The 13,489-nt window shown below is 71.7% G+C and carries 14 protein-coding genes; 7 read left to right on the top strand and 7 right to left on the bottom strand.

From position 1 onward, the window contains the following. Positions 1-33: 33 nt before the first annotated feature. From Q0444_RS01660 to Q0444_RS01675, 4 genes are all read right to left on the bottom strand, one after another. Positions 34-603: a TetR/AcrR family transcriptional regulator gene (locus Q0444_RS01660; RefSeq protein WP_299020845.1), complete on the bottom strand. Its 570-nt coding sequence runs from the start codon at positions 601-603 to the stop codon at positions 34-36. A gap of 35 nt (positions 604-638) precedes the next feature. Continuing rightward, positions 639-1,355, bottom strand: a complete 717-nt coding sequence (locus Q0444_RS01665; RefSeq protein WP_299020846.1) for an ABC transporter ATP-binding protein — start codon at positions 1,353-1,355, stop codon at positions 639-641. After that, complete coding sequence (locus Q0444_RS01670; RefSeq protein ID WP_291081150.1) at positions 1,352-2,479, bottom strand: FtsX-like permease family protein; 1,128 nt, start codon at positions 2,477-2,479, stop codon at positions 1,352-1,354. Before Q0444_RS01670 ends, Q0444_RS01665 begins: the two co-directional genes overlap by 4 nt. Before the next feature lie 112 nt (positions 2,480-2,591). Next, complete coding sequence (locus tag Q0444_RS01675; RefSeq protein WP_291081148.1) at positions 2,592-4,736, bottom strand: T3SS (YopN, CesT) and YbjN peptide-binding chaperone 1; 2,145 nt, start codon at positions 4,734-4,736, stop codon at positions 2,592-2,594. A 57-nt stretch (positions 4,737-4,793) separates the two neighbouring features. Here Q0444_RS01675 and Q0444_RS01680 point away from each other — a divergent pair, with 57 nt between their 5' ends. Next, entirely contained in the window at positions 4,794-6,404 is a 1,611-nt protein-coding gene (locus Q0444_RS01680) for an NERD domain-containing protein (RefSeq protein WP_291081146.1), read from the top strand. A 58-nt stretch (positions 6,405-6,462) separates the two neighbouring features. On the opposite strand, the gene Q0444_RS01685 is transcribed toward Q0444_RS01680, so the two are convergent. Together Q0444_RS01685 and Q0444_RS01690 are read right to left on the bottom strand one after the other, a co-directional pair. Continuing rightward, positions 6,463-6,918, bottom strand: a complete 456-nt coding sequence (locus tag Q0444_RS01685; protein ID WP_291081144.1) for an Hsp20/alpha crystallin family protein — start codon at positions 6,916-6,918, stop codon at positions 6,463-6,465. A 126-nt stretch (positions 6,919-7,044) separates the two neighbouring features. After that, complete coding sequence (locus Q0444_RS01690; protein WP_291081142.1) at positions 7,045-7,731, bottom strand: YceI family protein; 687 nt, start codon at positions 7,729-7,731, stop codon at positions 7,045-7,047. 193 nt (positions 7,732-7,924) lie between these two features. Between Q0444_RS01690 and Q0444_RS01695 the strand changes: the two genes are divergently transcribed. Further along, on the top strand, positions 7,925-8,467 hold the full coding sequence (locus tag Q0444_RS01695; protein ID WP_291081140.1) for a serine/threonine protein kinase: 543 nt from the start codon (positions 7,925-7,927) through the stop codon (positions 8,465-8,467). After that, positions 8,467-9,387: a hypothetical protein gene (locus Q0444_RS01700; protein WP_291081139.1), complete on the top strand. Its 921-nt coding sequence runs from the start codon at positions 8,467-8,469 to the stop codon at positions 9,385-9,387. Before Q0444_RS01695 ends, Q0444_RS01700 begins: the two co-directional genes overlap by 1 nt. Positions 9,388-9,406: 19 nt before the next feature. On the opposite strand, the gene Q0444_RS01705 is transcribed toward Q0444_RS01700, so the two are convergent. Then, positions 9,407-9,766 (bottom strand): Rv2640c family ArsR-like transcriptional regulator, encoded by a 360-nt coding sequence (locus Q0444_RS01705; protein ID WP_291081137.1) that lies wholly within the window; start codon positions 9,764-9,766, stop codon positions 9,407-9,409. Between the two features lie 100 nt (positions 9,767-9,866). Here Q0444_RS01705 and Q0444_RS01710 point away from each other — a divergent pair, with 100 nt between their 5' ends. The 4 genes from Q0444_RS01710 (at position 9,867) to hisB (ending at position 13,489) form a co-directional block, all read left to right on the top strand. After that, positions 9,867-10,292 (top strand): ArsI/CadI family heavy metal resistance metalloenzyme, encoded by a 426-nt coding sequence (locus Q0444_RS01710; RefSeq protein WP_291081135.1) that lies wholly within the window; start codon positions 9,867-9,869, stop codon positions 10,290-10,292. An 82-nt stretch (positions 10,293-10,374) separates the two neighbouring features. Continuing rightward, entirely contained in the window at positions 10,375-11,715 is a 1,341-nt protein-coding gene (hisD, locus tag Q0444_RS01715; protein WP_291081133.1) for a histidinol dehydrogenase, read from the top strand. Then, entirely contained in the window at positions 11,712-12,869 is a 1,158-nt protein-coding gene (locus Q0444_RS01720) for a histidinol-phosphate transaminase (RefSeq protein ID WP_291081131.1), read from the top strand. Before hisD ends, Q0444_RS01720 begins: the two co-directional genes overlap by 4 nt. Beyond that, positions 12,866-13,489 carry an imidazoleglycerol-phosphate dehydratase HisB gene (gene hisB, locus Q0444_RS01725; RefSeq protein ID WP_291081129.1) on the top strand — a complete coding sequence of 208 codons (624 nt, stop codon included), beginning with the start codon at positions 12,866-12,868 and terminating at the stop codon, positions 13,487-13,489. Before Q0444_RS01720 ends, hisB begins: the two co-directional genes overlap by 4 nt.

Raw genomic sequence — 13,489 nt, forward strand, 5'->3', positions numbered from 1 at the left:
TGCGCCAGCGCGCCCCGTGCCGCGTCCGAGCGTTCAGCCGGCCGGATCGATCAGGGCGTCCACCGCGGTGAGCACCTCCGCCAGCGGTCGCCCGGCCTCGACGAGTTCCGAGGCCTTGAAGGTCACCGCCATGACCAGCTCCGTCGTCACCAGCGGATCGGACGGGGAGAACTCCGCGAGCGACTCCCGCAGGGGCGTGGTCATCTCGGCGTGCATCCGGTTCAACCGCTCCCGCGCCGGGCCGTCGGGGAGCTGCGCGGCGAGCGCCGTGAGGATCGCGTGGTCACCGGCGGCGACCAGGTCCAGCGTCGTGTGCACGTAGGCCACGACCCCCCGGCGCCCGCCGCCGGCATCCCGCACCGCCTCGGCGACGGTGGTGATCCAGCGGGGCATGAGGTCCTCCGCCACCGCGACGACCAACTCGGCGCGGGAGGGGAAGTAGGTGTAGAAGTTCGACCGCGTCATGCCCGCCCGGGCGGTGAGCTCGTTGATGTCGGGCGGTGCGCCGGGCGCCTCGGAGAGCATCGAGCGCGCCGCGTCGAGCAGGGCCCGCCGCTTGGCGTCCCGGTGCTCGCCCACGGTGGGGGCATCGATGCGTGGCATGACGACCTCCTGTCACCGCTCCCGCGGCGGGCTGATCATACGTGCACCTCAAGACGCCCGTCGACCATCTCCAGCACCCTGTCGCAGTGCTCGAGGATCTCGTGGTCGTGCGTCACCAGCACCGTGGCGACGCCGTTCTCGTGGGTCTCGTCGGCGAGCAGGCGCACCACGTCGTGGCTGTTCTTGCGGTCCAGGGCCGCGGTGGGCTCGTCGATGAGCAGCAGATCCGGTGACGACATGAGGGCCCGGGCGATCCCCACCCGCTGACGCTCGCCGCCCGACAGCGTGGCCGGGCGCCGGCGGGCCCGGTGGCTCAGTCCGACGGACTCCAGCAACCGGTCCGGGTCGCGAAGCCGGGAGCGGTCCCCGCCGAGCGTGCCGACCAGCCGGAGCTGATCGAGCGCGGTGAGGGCGGGCACGAGATTGCCCGACTGAAAGCCCCCCCCGCGGTGGCCGCGGGGGAGGCGGGTGAGCCCCCGGCGCCCCCCCCCGGTGTTCCCCCTCCCGCCGCCCCGGCCCCTCCCGGCGGTGGGGGTGGCGAGGCCGCCCGCCACGGCCAGCAGGCTCGACTTGCCCGCCCCGGACGGGCCGACCACGGCCAGGACCTCGCCGCGGGCGACCTCGAGGTCGATGCCGTCGAGGGCGCGTAGGGTCTGATCGCCGTCCTGGAAGGTCAGGTCGACGCCGCGGAGTCGGAGACCCGGCGTGGTGGCGGAGTCGGGGGAACGCTGTGCGGATTCGGTGGTGGTCATCGGTTCTCTCCCAGTGCACTGTGCGGGTCGACGGAGCTGATCCGGATGGTCGCGAGGGTGGCGCCGACGAGTCCGAGGGCCAGGAGCAGGAAGGCTCCCAGCGCGATCGGCCCCGCCTCGAGCGCGAACGGCATCCCGGTGCCCACCAGCAGGGACCCGAGCCCCACGCCGATGGCCACGCCGATGGCGATCGAGCCGGCCAGCAGGATGAGGGCCTGGCCGACCGCGTCGACCAGCAGGCGGATGGTCGAGGCGCCCATGGCGCGCAGGACCGCGATCTCGCGGGACCGCTGGACGGTGAGGATGGCGAAGAACGCCCCGACGACCAGCGCCGAGATCGCATACAGGAACCAGGTGATCATCGACATCGTCATGGTCTCGGCCTCGTAGCCGGGGGACGAGTTGAACGCCTCCGCCAGGTCGCGGGCGGAGGTGCCGGCGGCGGCATCGCCGGCGGCCAGATCGGGCAGCTTGCCGTCGACCCCGGAGATCGCCACGACGCTGTACTCCTGACGGGCGCCGGAGCGCGGCTCCTCGCCGACGCGCGTGCCGGCGTGGACGTCCTGCCACGTGGTCAGGGTCGTGAAGGCCATGTCGACGTGGCCGAAGGTGTGCTGGTCTGCGGCGATGCCGACCACCGTGAGAGGGATGCCGAGTCGGTCGACCGTCACGGTGTCGCCCAGTTCCACGTTGTCGGCGGCGGTGGAGCTGACCAGGATCTCGCCGTCGGCCGCGGGGGCGCGTCCCTGCGCCACCGCGGGGATGAGCGGGCCCTGGGTGTCCGCACCGATCAGGGTGAGGTCGACGGGGGTCCCGGCGGAGGTCTTGGCGTTGATGATGGACAGGCCCATGGGGGTCGCGTCGGCCACGTCGGGCCGCGCGGCCCACTGGTCGACCTGCTCCGGACCGACGACCGAACGGGTGAATGCCGAGTCCGTCCGGGTCTCGGCGGCAAAGGCGAAGCCCTGGACCGGCATGCGTTGCAGACCGGAGACGCCGTCGTTGACCAGTCCGGACGAGAGCCCGGCGAGGAGCACCATCAGAACGCTGATGAGCGCCACCACGGAGCCCATCAGGGCGAAGCGGGATCGCGCGTAGATCAGCTCGCGCACAGCGAGGAACATGGAGGCCTTTCGCGATGGACATCGTGGACGGACAAGATGCTAACACTGTGTCGGAAACATGCTGACACCGTGTTGTCAACATCTCACCCCGGCGGCCGGGGGGACGAGCCGGCTAGGCCTCGGCCTCGGCGAGGTAGTCCTCGACGGCCGAGCGACCGCCGACGTCCTCCGCGAGCGGGCGTGAGTGGATGAGGATGATGTCCTCGGCCGCGGCGAGGATGACCTCGAGGTGGCCGGGTTGGAAGGGCGAGCTCTCGAGTTCGGCGCGGATGGCCACCCGGTCGTCGACGAACAGCCAGTCGAACCCGGTGTCGGGAAGCCGCCCGGTCAGGCCGTCCACGAGGTCGGCGTCGACGTCGGTCACGACCGGGCCGGCGATGTGCAGGACCGGGGCTTCCGTGCTGACTTCGACGGTCACCGAATGGTTGGCGGCGGGGCTCTCCAATCTGATCCCCGGGAGTAGGGCGGGGTGCGCGCCCAGATGTTCCAGGGCCTCGGTGGTCGCGGACCGGAGATCCTCGAAGGAGGACACGTCGACGCGGAGGCGGGGCGGCAACCGGCGCCAGTCTCCGGTCTCGGGATGTCGGTCGACGGTCAGGTCGTCGAGCGGACCCACCGCCCTGGTGGCGGCCAGACCGCGGAGACACCCCAGTGCCAAGTGGTGTGTCGCCGTGTCGGCGAGGAGGACCAATCGTGGGGGTCCCGTCGAACCGGACGCCGGGGCGAGGTTCCACCCGAAGGTCGCCAGATCGGCGAGCAACTCGCCGGGGTGGTCGACCCCGACATCCCACGTCATCCGCGCCAGCACACCGGTCTCGAGGTAGCGGCTGATGCTGAGGGTCGCCTGCGGGTCTCCCGCAGCCGCTTCGGCGGTGACGAAGAGCGTCTCGCCCGGTTCCAGTAAGTCGATCTCGTCCTCGAGCGCGTAGGCCCAGTCGACGAGACGTTCCTCGAACTCGAACCCGCCCACCTCGTCGTCGTCTCTCGTTCCCTCCCCGCCGGAGGGTGCGGCCTCGCCCGTGACGACGGCACGGAGAGCCCCGCGGAGCGTGGACACCGTCGACTCCCACCCCCGGGCCTCGTGGAGCAGCGCCTCCTTCTCGTCGTGGTCCTGCTCGTCCTCCGCACTGGCGATCCACGCGATCATCTGCTCTTCGGCCAATCGCATGCAGCGCAGGATGAACGTCCGGTCGTGGCCCATGAGTCGGGCGACGACCGCCGGCTCGAGGACGTTGGACTCGTCGTTCTCCAAGTGGATCAGGGCCAGCAGTTCCTCCGGAAGCTCGTCGTCGATCTGGTCGTCGTCACCGCCCGCCTCTCCTCGATCGGGCCGGTCATCCGCACTGGAGTCCTCGAACAGCGTCGACCCTCCGGTCGCGGTGGCCAGCTCGTCGTCGACGCGGTCGACGATGCCGCCCACCGCGTCGAGGACGGTGTACAGATGCCTCGGGACGAACGGGATGGCGGGGATGTCGCACGTCGCGAGGATGCTCGTCCCCGCCACGTGGAAGCGCACGTACAGTTCCTCGTTGAGTTCCTCCAGCAGCGCCGTGGCGTTCCCCGGTGCACTCATCCCCTGTACGAGGAAGGCCACGACGGAGATCGCCCCCTCCTCGAGTGGTGTGACGATCATGCCGGCGCTGCCCACCTTGACCGTGAACCCGCCGGAGGAATCGGGTGGGCGGTAGGTGCCGAAGTGGTTCCGCAACGCCTGGGACACCGCCCACGCAAGATCCTCCGGTGCGGTCGGGTGGTACGCCTCGTCGGGATCGAGCGGGTCCTCGTCCGCGTGGGGGTCCACCGGGGGGACCTGAGCGCGATGCAGGTCGTCCTCGCGCGGCGGCGGGGCGAGAAAACCGGGGTGGGGGATCCCGAACACCGACTGCAGCGTCTCCTGGACGCGGGCGACGGCAGTCTCGACGTCCGAGTCGACGAGGTGGAAATTAGGGATCTCCGGCTGCTCCATCGGCGCGGTCGGGGGCGACCACCCGATCCGCAGGAGTTCGCCGATCTGCCCCGGCGAGAGCCGGAATCTCCCGGTGAGCACCTGATTGCTGGAGACCTCGGACACCAGGAGCGACCCCTCGTCGGACCTGAGGAACTGGAAGTACGGGGCCGTCTCGTCGAGCTCCTCCCCGGTGATGGAGAGGCCGGCGGTGCCGCCCGGTTCGAGCCCGCGGAGCGTGGCCGTGAGGTCCTCCCGGAAGGACTCCCACGCCGAGGCGACGGTGTCGTCGATGCTGTTCTCTCCGGTCATGTGACGAGAGTAGATGGACTGCCCGCGGAAGCCGGACCGATCTGGTCCCCTGGGACCATGCCCCGCGTCCTCCCCGAGAACCCCGTCTACGGCCACCCCTCCGAGGAGAGGGTCGTCGAACTCCTCCGCGATCAGCTCTCCGACGACAGCCTCATCGTGGTGGGCCAGAGGGTCTCGACCCACGAGAAGGAACACGAGGTGGACATCCTCGTGGCGATGCCAGGTGCGGGGATCGTGGCGATCGAGGTCAAGGCCGGGCAGATCGCGATCGAGGACGGGCGGTGGGTGCAGGGCAGCGGAACCAAGCGGTTCACGATCGATCCGGTCACCCAGTGCCGGGACGCCCTCTACGCCCTGCGGGGCTACGTCAGCACGGATCCGCGGTGGCCCACGCGGCACCAACGATGGACCCACATGCTGGTCTTCCCGCACGCCTCGATCCCCCACGACTTCGCGATGCCCGAGATCCGGCGCGACCGCATCGTGGACAGGGACCAGCTCGACCAGCTCGCCCGTCGCGCGTACCTGTTGGCGCGGGATTCCGGCCCGCAGGATCGCCCGGTCCTGTCCGCCGACACGGTCGACCGGCTGGCGGACATCCTCGGCGGCCGCGGGCTCCCGCAGCGCGACGTGGTGGCCCGGGCCGCGGAGAACGCCGACATCGCCGATGCGCTCACCCGCGAGCAATCGGTCCTGCTCAGGGCCGTCGACGCCCTGCCCCGGGTGGAGATCCGCGGCGGAGCGGGCAGCGGGAAGACGTACCTCGCCCTGGAGCAGGCTCGACGCCTGTCGAGGGCCGGGCAGCGGGTGGCGCTGATCTGCTACTCGCACGGACTGGCGAGCTACCTCAGGCGCGTGACGAGCGGCTGGACGCGCCGCGAGCAGCCGGCGTACGTGGGGGAGTTCCACGCACTCGGCGTGGAGTGGGGCGCCCCCGTGGGGCCCGACGAGCGGGTCAGGACGGAAGAGACGGTGCGGTGGTGGGAGGAGGAGTTGCCGCGCCTCATGGCGGAGCTCGCCGACGGGCTGCCTGACGGCAAGAGGTTCGATGCCGTGATCGTGGACGAGGCCCAGGACTTCGCCGACAGCTGGTGGCGACCGGTGATCGGCGCCCTGCGCGACCGCGAGCACGGCAGGCTGATGATCGTCGGCGACGCCGGGCAGAGCGTGTTCCGGCGGACCGGCCGACCGCCCGTCGACCTGGTGCCGCTGGTGCTGGACCACAACCTGCGCAACACCCGCCAGATCGCGAGCGCGTTCCTGCCCCTCGTGGGACAGCGGATGGAGCTGCGCGGCGGCTCGGGGCCCGACGTGCGCTACGTCGAGGTGCCGGAGGGGGCGGACCCCATCGCCGTCGGCGACGACGAGGCCATGCGTCTGCTGGACGAGGGCTGGGAACCGGGTGACGTCGCGTTGCTCACCACGGGGTCGCGTCACCCGATGCAGGTCGAGCTGCAGGAGGGGGAGGGCAACGACGCCTACTGGGAGACTTTCTGGAGCGGGGAGGACATCTTCTACGGCCACGTCCTGGGCTTCAAGGGTCTCGAGCGCCGCGCGGTGGTGCTGGTGTGCAACCACCACGACGGCATGGACCGGATCCGCGAGCGGGTGTACGTGGGGCTCTCCCGGGCGACGGACGTGCTCGTGGTGGTGGGGGAGCCCGGATGAGGGCCGCCCCGACCTCGTCGGAGGCCGGGGCGGCGCTCAGGCGACCGGTGGAGGCCGGTCAGCCCTCCTCGGACGAGCCCTCCACGATCCGGGCGGGCTCGGCCTTCCGGCTGCCGTGCGAGACCGCGATCTTGCGCGGCTGCGCCTCCTCGGCCACGGGGATGACCAGGCGGAGTACGCCGTCGGTGTAGTCGGCCTCGATCTTGTCGGTCGCGAGCCCCTTGCCCATCGCGAGCTGCCGGGCGAACGTGCCGGTCTGACGCTCGTGCATGAGCCACTGGGCCTCACCCTCGACGGGGGCCCGGCGCTCGGCGCGAACGGTGAGGGTGCGGTCCTCCACGTCGATGTCGATGGTCGAGGGATCGACCCCGGGCATGTCGATGAGGCCGACAAAGCGGTCGCCCTCCTTGTACAGGTCCATCGGGAGCGAGGTCGAGGCGGTCGCGCTGCGCAGCCCCTCGCCCAGGAGGCGGTCGAGCTCGCGGAACGGGTCGAAACGGGTGCTGGTGGCCATGGCTGGTCTCCTTCGGGACTGGTCCTGTCGCGCCCGGCGTGTCCGGGTTCGCAACCGGTTCAACTCGCGCCGATAGTTGAGTATTCCCGACTCAGGTACGGCAATTCTGACTTGAGCCCACCGCGCTCAGTCCTTGCGGAGGCTCACCAGGAAGTCGATCGTGCCGTCCGGGCCGACGGTGACGAAGCCCAGGCTCGGCGGTGTGACACCGACCTCGGTCCACGTCATGGGGACCGCCCCGGAGGCGATGAGGGACTCGCCCGACCGGAACACGGTCACCTCGACGGTCTTGCGGACGGTCGCGCCCTTGACCGTCAGGTCGACCACCATCGGGAGCGTCGCGGTGGACCCGTCCCCCGGGACGGTGGTCAGGTCGACCGGCTCGGCCACGGAGAGTGTCGCGACCGGATGGCCGGCGGCGTCGAGGATCCGGGGCGAGCGGGCCTGGTTGTCGCGCTGGTCGATGTCCGTCGCGATGTCCGCCACCCGGACCTCGAACGTCGCGGATTCCAGGGTGTTGCCCGAGATGGTCGCCTCGCCGGTCACCTGATCGGTGCTCCCGACGACGGTGACCGGTTCACCCCGGAGGATCTCGTCGACCGTGTACCCGGCGGCCGTGACGTTGGGTACGGTCCCGGGCACGACCGACCAGGTCCCGTCCAGGTCTCCGGCGGCGGCCTCGGCGCGTTCCGTGGACACGGCTGCGGCGGGCGCGTCGTCCCCGCCTCGCACCGCCCTGTAGGCGAACGGCCCGGCCACGACCAGGGCGATGACGACGACCACAGCGCCGAGGATCCACGAGAGCGTCCGCATGGTCCCGAGGATAGGAGCACACACTGGTCCGCGGGGGAGGGTGGCCCGTTCGTCCAACGGCGAGTGCGTGTCTCGATAAACTGACTCTAACTATGAGGTCCGGCGTGTGCTGGATCCGGCAGTTGGGAGTTGCGCCATGACCCAGAATCCTCCCCCCGGATGGAACGGCCCACCCACCTCAGAGTTCAGGCCCGTGCAGCAGCCCGGGTACGGGCCGGGTGCGCCCGGCGGCTACGGCGGCTACGGCGGGCCGCCCGTCAAGCAGGGGATGTCCTCGGCGGCGGTCGTCGCGCTGACCATCGGCGTGATGCTCCTGATCGGCGTGGTCGCGCTCGCGGCCTTCTTCCTGGTGCCCCGGTTGACGGGGAATTCGGCCGCCCCGGTCACGTCGACGGTCTCGGCGACCGCCACCGTCCCCGAGGCGCCGGCGCAGCCCACCGTGCAGCCCCCCGTTCAGCCCGCCCGGCCCGCGCAGGGGGTGGCGCCGGCCGGTGCGTACGAATGCTCGGACGCGGAGGACGGGGCGTACTCGCGGTCCGCGGTCGGGTCCAACTCCACGTCCTGCGAGTTCGCCCTGTCCGTGTGGGCGGAGTACCTGCTGGCGGGAGGCAACGGCGGGCCGATGGTCGTGGACGCCTACAGCCCGGTGACCGGCGTCGTGTACACCATGTCGTGTTCGGGTGGTGGGGTGGTGACCTGCACCGGCGGCAACAACGCCGTGGTCTACATCTACTGATGACGCCGGAGCACGGGAGGCGGGCGGCCGTCGCGGCGACCCTGGCGATCGCGGTGGCGGCGGGCGGGTGCTCCTCACTCGGAGCGTCGGGTTCCCCGCGGGAGACCGTGCTGGTGACGGAGGTGGTGACCACGGTGACCGCGGCGTCGCCCGTCCAGGGCGGGGTCGGGGTGCCCGGGGCCGCGGCCGGCGTCCCGCCGGCGCCCGTCCCGCCGGCGCCGGATGTCCCGGCCGCGCTCGACGCCGTGATCAGCGCCGTCCCCGGAAGTTCCGGGGTTGCGGTATCGGCGGTCGGGGGTGCGGGCGAGGTCCGGTCCGCCGGACTCTGGCGGACGGGCGTCGCGTGGTCGACGATCAAGGTGCCGCTGGCGGTGGCGGTGGCCCGGACCGATCCGCAGGCACTGGAGGCCTCCGCCACCGCGATCACGGTCTCGGACAACGGGGCGGCCGAGCGGTTGTGGGACTCGCTCGGCGGGGGAGCCTCCGCGGCGTCGGCGGTCGGCGCGGTCCTGGCCGAGGGCGGCGACAGCACCTCGCAGGTGCCGTCGGTCCACACCCGCGCGGGCTACACGATCTTCGGCCAGACCAGGTGGGCGCTGAGCGATCAGGCCCGCTTCGGTAGTCGCCTGCCGTGCCTGCAGTCGTCCGCGCGCGTCCTCGAACTGATGGGGCAGGTCTCGCCGGATCAGCGGTGGGGGCTCGGGCGCATCCCCGGTGCACGTGTCAAGGGCGGCTGGGGGCCGGGTGAGGGCGGCGGATACCTGGTCCGCCAGTTCGGGATCGTCCCGGGTGCCGGGGGGGACGTGGCGGTCGCCCTCGCGATCGACGCACCGTCCTTCGAGGCCGGGGCGGCCGCGCTGTCGACGATGGCGGACGACCTGGCGCCCCATCTGCCGTCGATTCCCGGAGGGGTGTGTTGAGCGTCGACCGCAGCTCCGTCTAGGTGCAGCAGTTGGGATCGAGCGCCGCGCGTAGGGCGTCGATCGCCGATCCGCGGGCGCGGTGGAAGACGCCCATCCCGCGCCGCTCGGATTCGATCATCCCCGCGTCGCGGAGTCGGCCGAGGTGATGCGAGGTCGTCGACTCGGCGACGCCGGTGGCCGCGGCCAGGTCGCCGGTGCGGACCTCGCCGTCGTCGCTGGTGAGCAGGATCGACAGCAGGCGGATCCGCACCGGATCGGCCAGCGCCTTGAGTCGCAGGGCGATCTCGACGGCGTCGTCGTGCCCGATCGGCCCGGCCGACATCGGCGCGCAGCACACCGGCGAGCTGACGTCGATCAGGGGGAGCGCCTTGGGCATGCCGCGGAGTCTAACCGAGCTTCTTGACGAATATCGAAAAGCCTGGTTCTCTGTGCCGGGTAGAGATTCGATATCCGTCACAAAGGTGGAGGTTCCGACCATGTCCCGTGTGCAACTCGCCCTCAACGTCGACGACGTCGACGAGGCCGTCCGGTTCTACTCGACGCTGCTGCGCGTCGACCCCGCCAAGCGCAAGCCCGGCTACGCCAACTTCATCGTGGAGCAGCCGCCGCTCAAGCTCGTCCTGCTCGAGAACCCCGGCCAGGGCGGCACCCTCAACCACCTGGGCGTCGAGGTCGAGTCCAGCGAGCAGGTCCACAGCGAGATCGCCCGCCTCACCGACGCCGGCATGTTCACCGACGAGGAGATCGGCACCACGTGCTGCTTCGCCACCCAGGACAAGGTGTGGGTCACCGGTCCGGGCGGCGAGCGGTGGGAGGTCTACACCGTGCTCGCCGACTCGGAGACGTTCGGCGCGCTCCCCGTGGTGGGGGACGACGACGAGCCGGGGACCTGCTGCGCGTGACCGGTGTGCGGGCGCACCTAGACTGGTCCGGGGTCGTCGAGCGGTTGTCCGGCGTCCCGTGAACCAACGGAAAGGCCACACCATGCTCTCCCGCATCGACCTGCGCGGCCGCACCCTCGGCACCGCCGAGTTGCGCCGCACACTCCCGCGCGGCGCCGCCGACGTCGACTCGGTGGTCGACACCGTGCGACCGGTGGTCGAGGCGATCCGCGAGCGCGGCGTCCCCGCCGCGCTCGACTACGGCCAGGAGTTCGACGGGGTGCGGCCCGCCTCGGTCCGGGTCCCGGCCGAGGTGATCGCCGAGGCCGGCGAGACCCTCGACCCGGTCGTGCGCGCGGCCCTGGTCGAGGCCATCCGCCGCGCCCGCATCGTCCACTCCGCGCAGCGGCGCTCGGACACCGTCACCGAGGTCGCCGCCGGCGGGTTCGTCACCGAGAAGTGGGTGCCCGTCGAGCGCGTGGGGCTCTACGTCCCCGGTGGGAAGGCCGTGTACCCGTCGAGCGTCATCATGAACGTCGTGCCCGCGCAGGTCGCCGGCGTCGGCTCCCTCGTCGTCGCCTCCCCGCCGCAGGCCGACTTCGGCGGCTGGCCCCACCCCACCATCCTCGGCGCGTGCGCGCTGCTCGGAGTGGACGAGGTGTGGGCCGTGGGTGGGGCCCAGGCCGTCGCCCTGCTCGCCCACGGTGGTGAGGACACCGACGGTCGCGCGCTCGAGCCCGTCGACATGGTGACCGGCCCCGGCAACGTCTACGTCACCGCGGCCAAGCGGTTGTGCCGCAGCGTGGTGGGCATCGATTCCGAGGCGGGCCCCACCGAGATCGCCGTGCTGGCCGACGCCACGGCCGACCCCGTCCACATCGCCTACGACCTCATCAGTCAGGCCGAGCACGACCCGAACGCGGCCAGCGTGCTCGTCACCGACTCGGTGCCGCTCGCCGACGCCGTCGACAGGGAGGTCGAGGCCCGGTACGGGGTCACGCTCAACTCGGATCGGGTCCGCGAGGCGCTCGAGGGGCCCCAGTCGGGCATCGTCCTGGTGGACGACGTCGACGCGGGGCTCCGGGTGGTGGACGCGTACGCCGCCGAGCACCTCGAGGTGCAGACCCGCGACGCCGCCGCCGACGCCGCCCGCGTGCGCAACGCCGGCGCGATCTTCGTGGGCTCCTACTCGCCGGTCCCGCTCGGTGACTACGCGGCGGGGTCCAACCACGTCCTGCCCACCTCCGGAACCGCGCGGCACTCGTCCGGGCTGAGCGTGCAGACCTTCCTCCGGGGGATCCACGTCATCGACTACGACCAGGCGGCGCTCAAGGAGATCGCGCCGACGGTCGTCGCGCTCGCCGACGCGGAGGGGTTGCCCGCCCACGGCGAGGCCGTCCGCGCGCGTTTCGAGGACCTCGGGGCCGAGGGGGAGCAGCGATGACCGCCGCACCGCGCCCCGGCGTGGGCCTGGACGCGCTGCCCCTGCGCGAGAACCTGCGGGGTCGGAGCGCGTACGGCGCCCCGCAGCTCGAGGTGCCGGTGCAGCTCAACACCAACGAGAACCCGCACCCGCCGAGCGCCGCACTGGTCGCGGACATCGCGGCCGCGGTGTCCGAGGCGGCGACCGACCTCAACCGCTACCCGGATCGCGACGCCGTCGAACTGCGCACCGACCTGGCCGCGTACCTCACCAGGCAGACCGGGGTCGAGGTCGACGTGGACATGGTGTGGGCGGCCAACGGGTCCAACGAGATCCTCCAGCAGCTGCTCCAGGCCTTCGGCGGGCCGGGTCGGCGGGCGATGGGTTTCGTGCCCAGCTACTCCATGCACCCCATCCTCGCCGGCGGCACCGACACCGAGTGGATCCCCGTCGAGCGGGCCGCGGGCCTGGCGATCGACGTCGAGTCCGCGCTCGGCGCGATCGCCGAGTACCGGCCCGACATCCTCTTCGTCACCACCCCCAACAATCCGACCGGCCACGTGATCGAGCTCGAGGACCTGCGCCGGCTGCTGGAGGCGGCGCCCGGGGTGGTGGTGGTGGACGAGGCCTACGCGGAGTTCTCGCCGTCTCCCAGTGCGTGCACGCTGCTGGCCGAATACCCGGACAGGTTGGTGGTCTCCAGGACGATGAGCAAGGCGTTCGCCTTTGCCGGCGGACGGCTCGGCTACTTCGCCGCGGACCCGGCGTTCGTCGAGGCGGTCCTGCTCGTGCGGCTGCCGTACCACCTTTCCGTCATCGCGCAGGCCGCGGCGCGTGCGGCGCTGCGGCACGCCGACGAGACCCTGGCGTCCGTGGCGCTGCTGGCGCAGGAGCGCAAGCGCGTCACCGCCGGGCTCGGGGAACAGGGCTACGACGTGCTGCCCAGCGAGGCCAACTTCGTGCTCTACGGACCGTTCACCGACGCGCCGCGGGCGTGGCGCCGCTACCTCGACGCCGGGGTCCTCATCCGCGACGTGGGCATCCCGGGCCGACTTCGTGCGACCATCGGGCTGGAGAGCGAGAACGACCGGCTGCTGCAGGTGAGCGCCGAACTGGCGGCCGACGAGATCGGGACCGCGCGAGAGATCGAGACCCGAACCGAGGAGAAGCGATGAGTGAGCAGACCGCACGGCGCGGCCGCGTCGAGAGGACGACCCGGGAGTCGTCGATCGTCGTGGAGATCGACCTGGACGGGACCGGGCGGACCGACATCTCGACCGGGGTGCCGTTCTTCGACCACATGCTCACCGCCTTCGGTCAGCACGGGGCGTTCGACCTCACGGTCCGCGCGACCGGCGACGTCGACATCGAGGCGCACCACACCGTCGAGGACACCTCCATCGTCCTGGGCCAGGCACTCGGGCAGGCGCTCGGGGACAAGCGCGGTATCCGGCGGTTCGGTCAGTGCTCGATCCCGATGGACGAGACCCTGGCCGAGGCGGTCGTCGACGTCTCCGGGCGGCCGTACTGCGTCCACACCGGGGAGCCCGACGTGATGATCGGGTACGTGGTCGTGGGCCACGACAGCGCGCCCTACGGCACCGTGCTCAACCGGCACGTGTTCGAGACCCTGGCCTCGCACGCCCGCATCGCACTGCATGTCCGGGTGCACTACGGTCGCGACCCGCACCACATCACGGAGGCGGAGTACAAGGCCGTCGCCCGCGCGCTGCGCGCCGCCGTCGAACCGGACCCGCGGATCACCGGCATCCCCTCGACCAAGGGCGCGCTGTGA

This window comes from uncultured Dietzia sp. (genome assembly GCF_937873725.1).
Classification (GTDB): domain Bacteria; phylum Actinomycetota; class Actinomycetes; order Mycobacteriales; family Mycobacteriaceae; genus Dietzia.

Excerpts from the sequence above, each read along its gene's own strand:
- Q0444_RS01685 (WP_291081144.1), bottom strand. The coding sequence starts at position 6,918 with ATGGCCACCAGCACCCGTTTCGACCCGTTCCGCGAGCTCGACCGCCTC.
- Q0444_RS01675 (WP_291081148.1), bottom strand. The coding sequence starts at position 4,736 with ATGACCGGAGAGAACAGCATCGACGACACCGTCGCCTCGGCGTGGGAG.
- hisB (WP_291081129.1), top strand. The coding sequence starts at position 12,866 with ATGAGTGAGCAGACCGCACGGCGCGGCCGCGTCGAGAGGACGACCCGG.
- Q0444_RS01660 (WP_299020845.1), bottom strand. The coding sequence starts at position 603 with ATGCCACGCATCGATGCCCCCACCGTGGGCGAGCACCGGGACGCCAAG.
- Q0444_RS01690 (WP_291081142.1), bottom strand. The coding sequence starts at position 7,731 with ATGCGGACGCTCTCGTGGATCCTCGGCGCTGTGGTCGTCGTCATCGCC.
- Q0444_RS01670 (WP_291081150.1), bottom strand. The coding sequence starts at position 2,479 with ATGTTCCTCGCTGTGCGCGAGCTGATCTACGCGCGATCCCGCTTCGCC.
- Q0444_RS01710 (WP_291081135.1), top strand. The coding sequence starts at position 9,867 with ATGTCCCGTGTGCAACTCGCCCTCAACGTCGACGACGTCGACGAGGCC.
- Q0444_RS01680 (WP_291081146.1), top strand. The coding sequence starts at position 4,794 with ATGCCCCGCGTCCTCCCCGAGAACCCCGTCTACGGCCACCCCTCCGAG.
- hisD (WP_291081133.1), top strand. The coding sequence starts at position 10,375 with ATGCTCTCCCGCATCGACCTGCGCGGCCGCACCCTCGGCACCGCCGAG.
- Q0444_RS01665 (WP_299020846.1), bottom strand. The coding sequence starts at position 1,355 with ATGACCACCACCGAATCCGCACAGCGTTCCCCCGACTCCGCCACCACG.
- Q0444_RS01705 (WP_291081137.1), bottom strand. The coding sequence starts at position 9,766 with ATGCCCAAGGCGCTCCCCCTGATCGACGTCAGCTCGCCGGTGTGCTGC.
- Q0444_RS01720 (WP_291081131.1), top strand. The coding sequence starts at position 11,712 with ATGACCGCCGCACCGCGCCCCGGCGTGGGCCTGGACGCGCTGCCCCTG.
- Q0444_RS01700 (WP_291081139.1), top strand. The coding sequence starts at position 8,467 with ATGACGCCGGAGCACGGGAGGCGGGCGGCCGTCGCGGCGACCCTGGCG.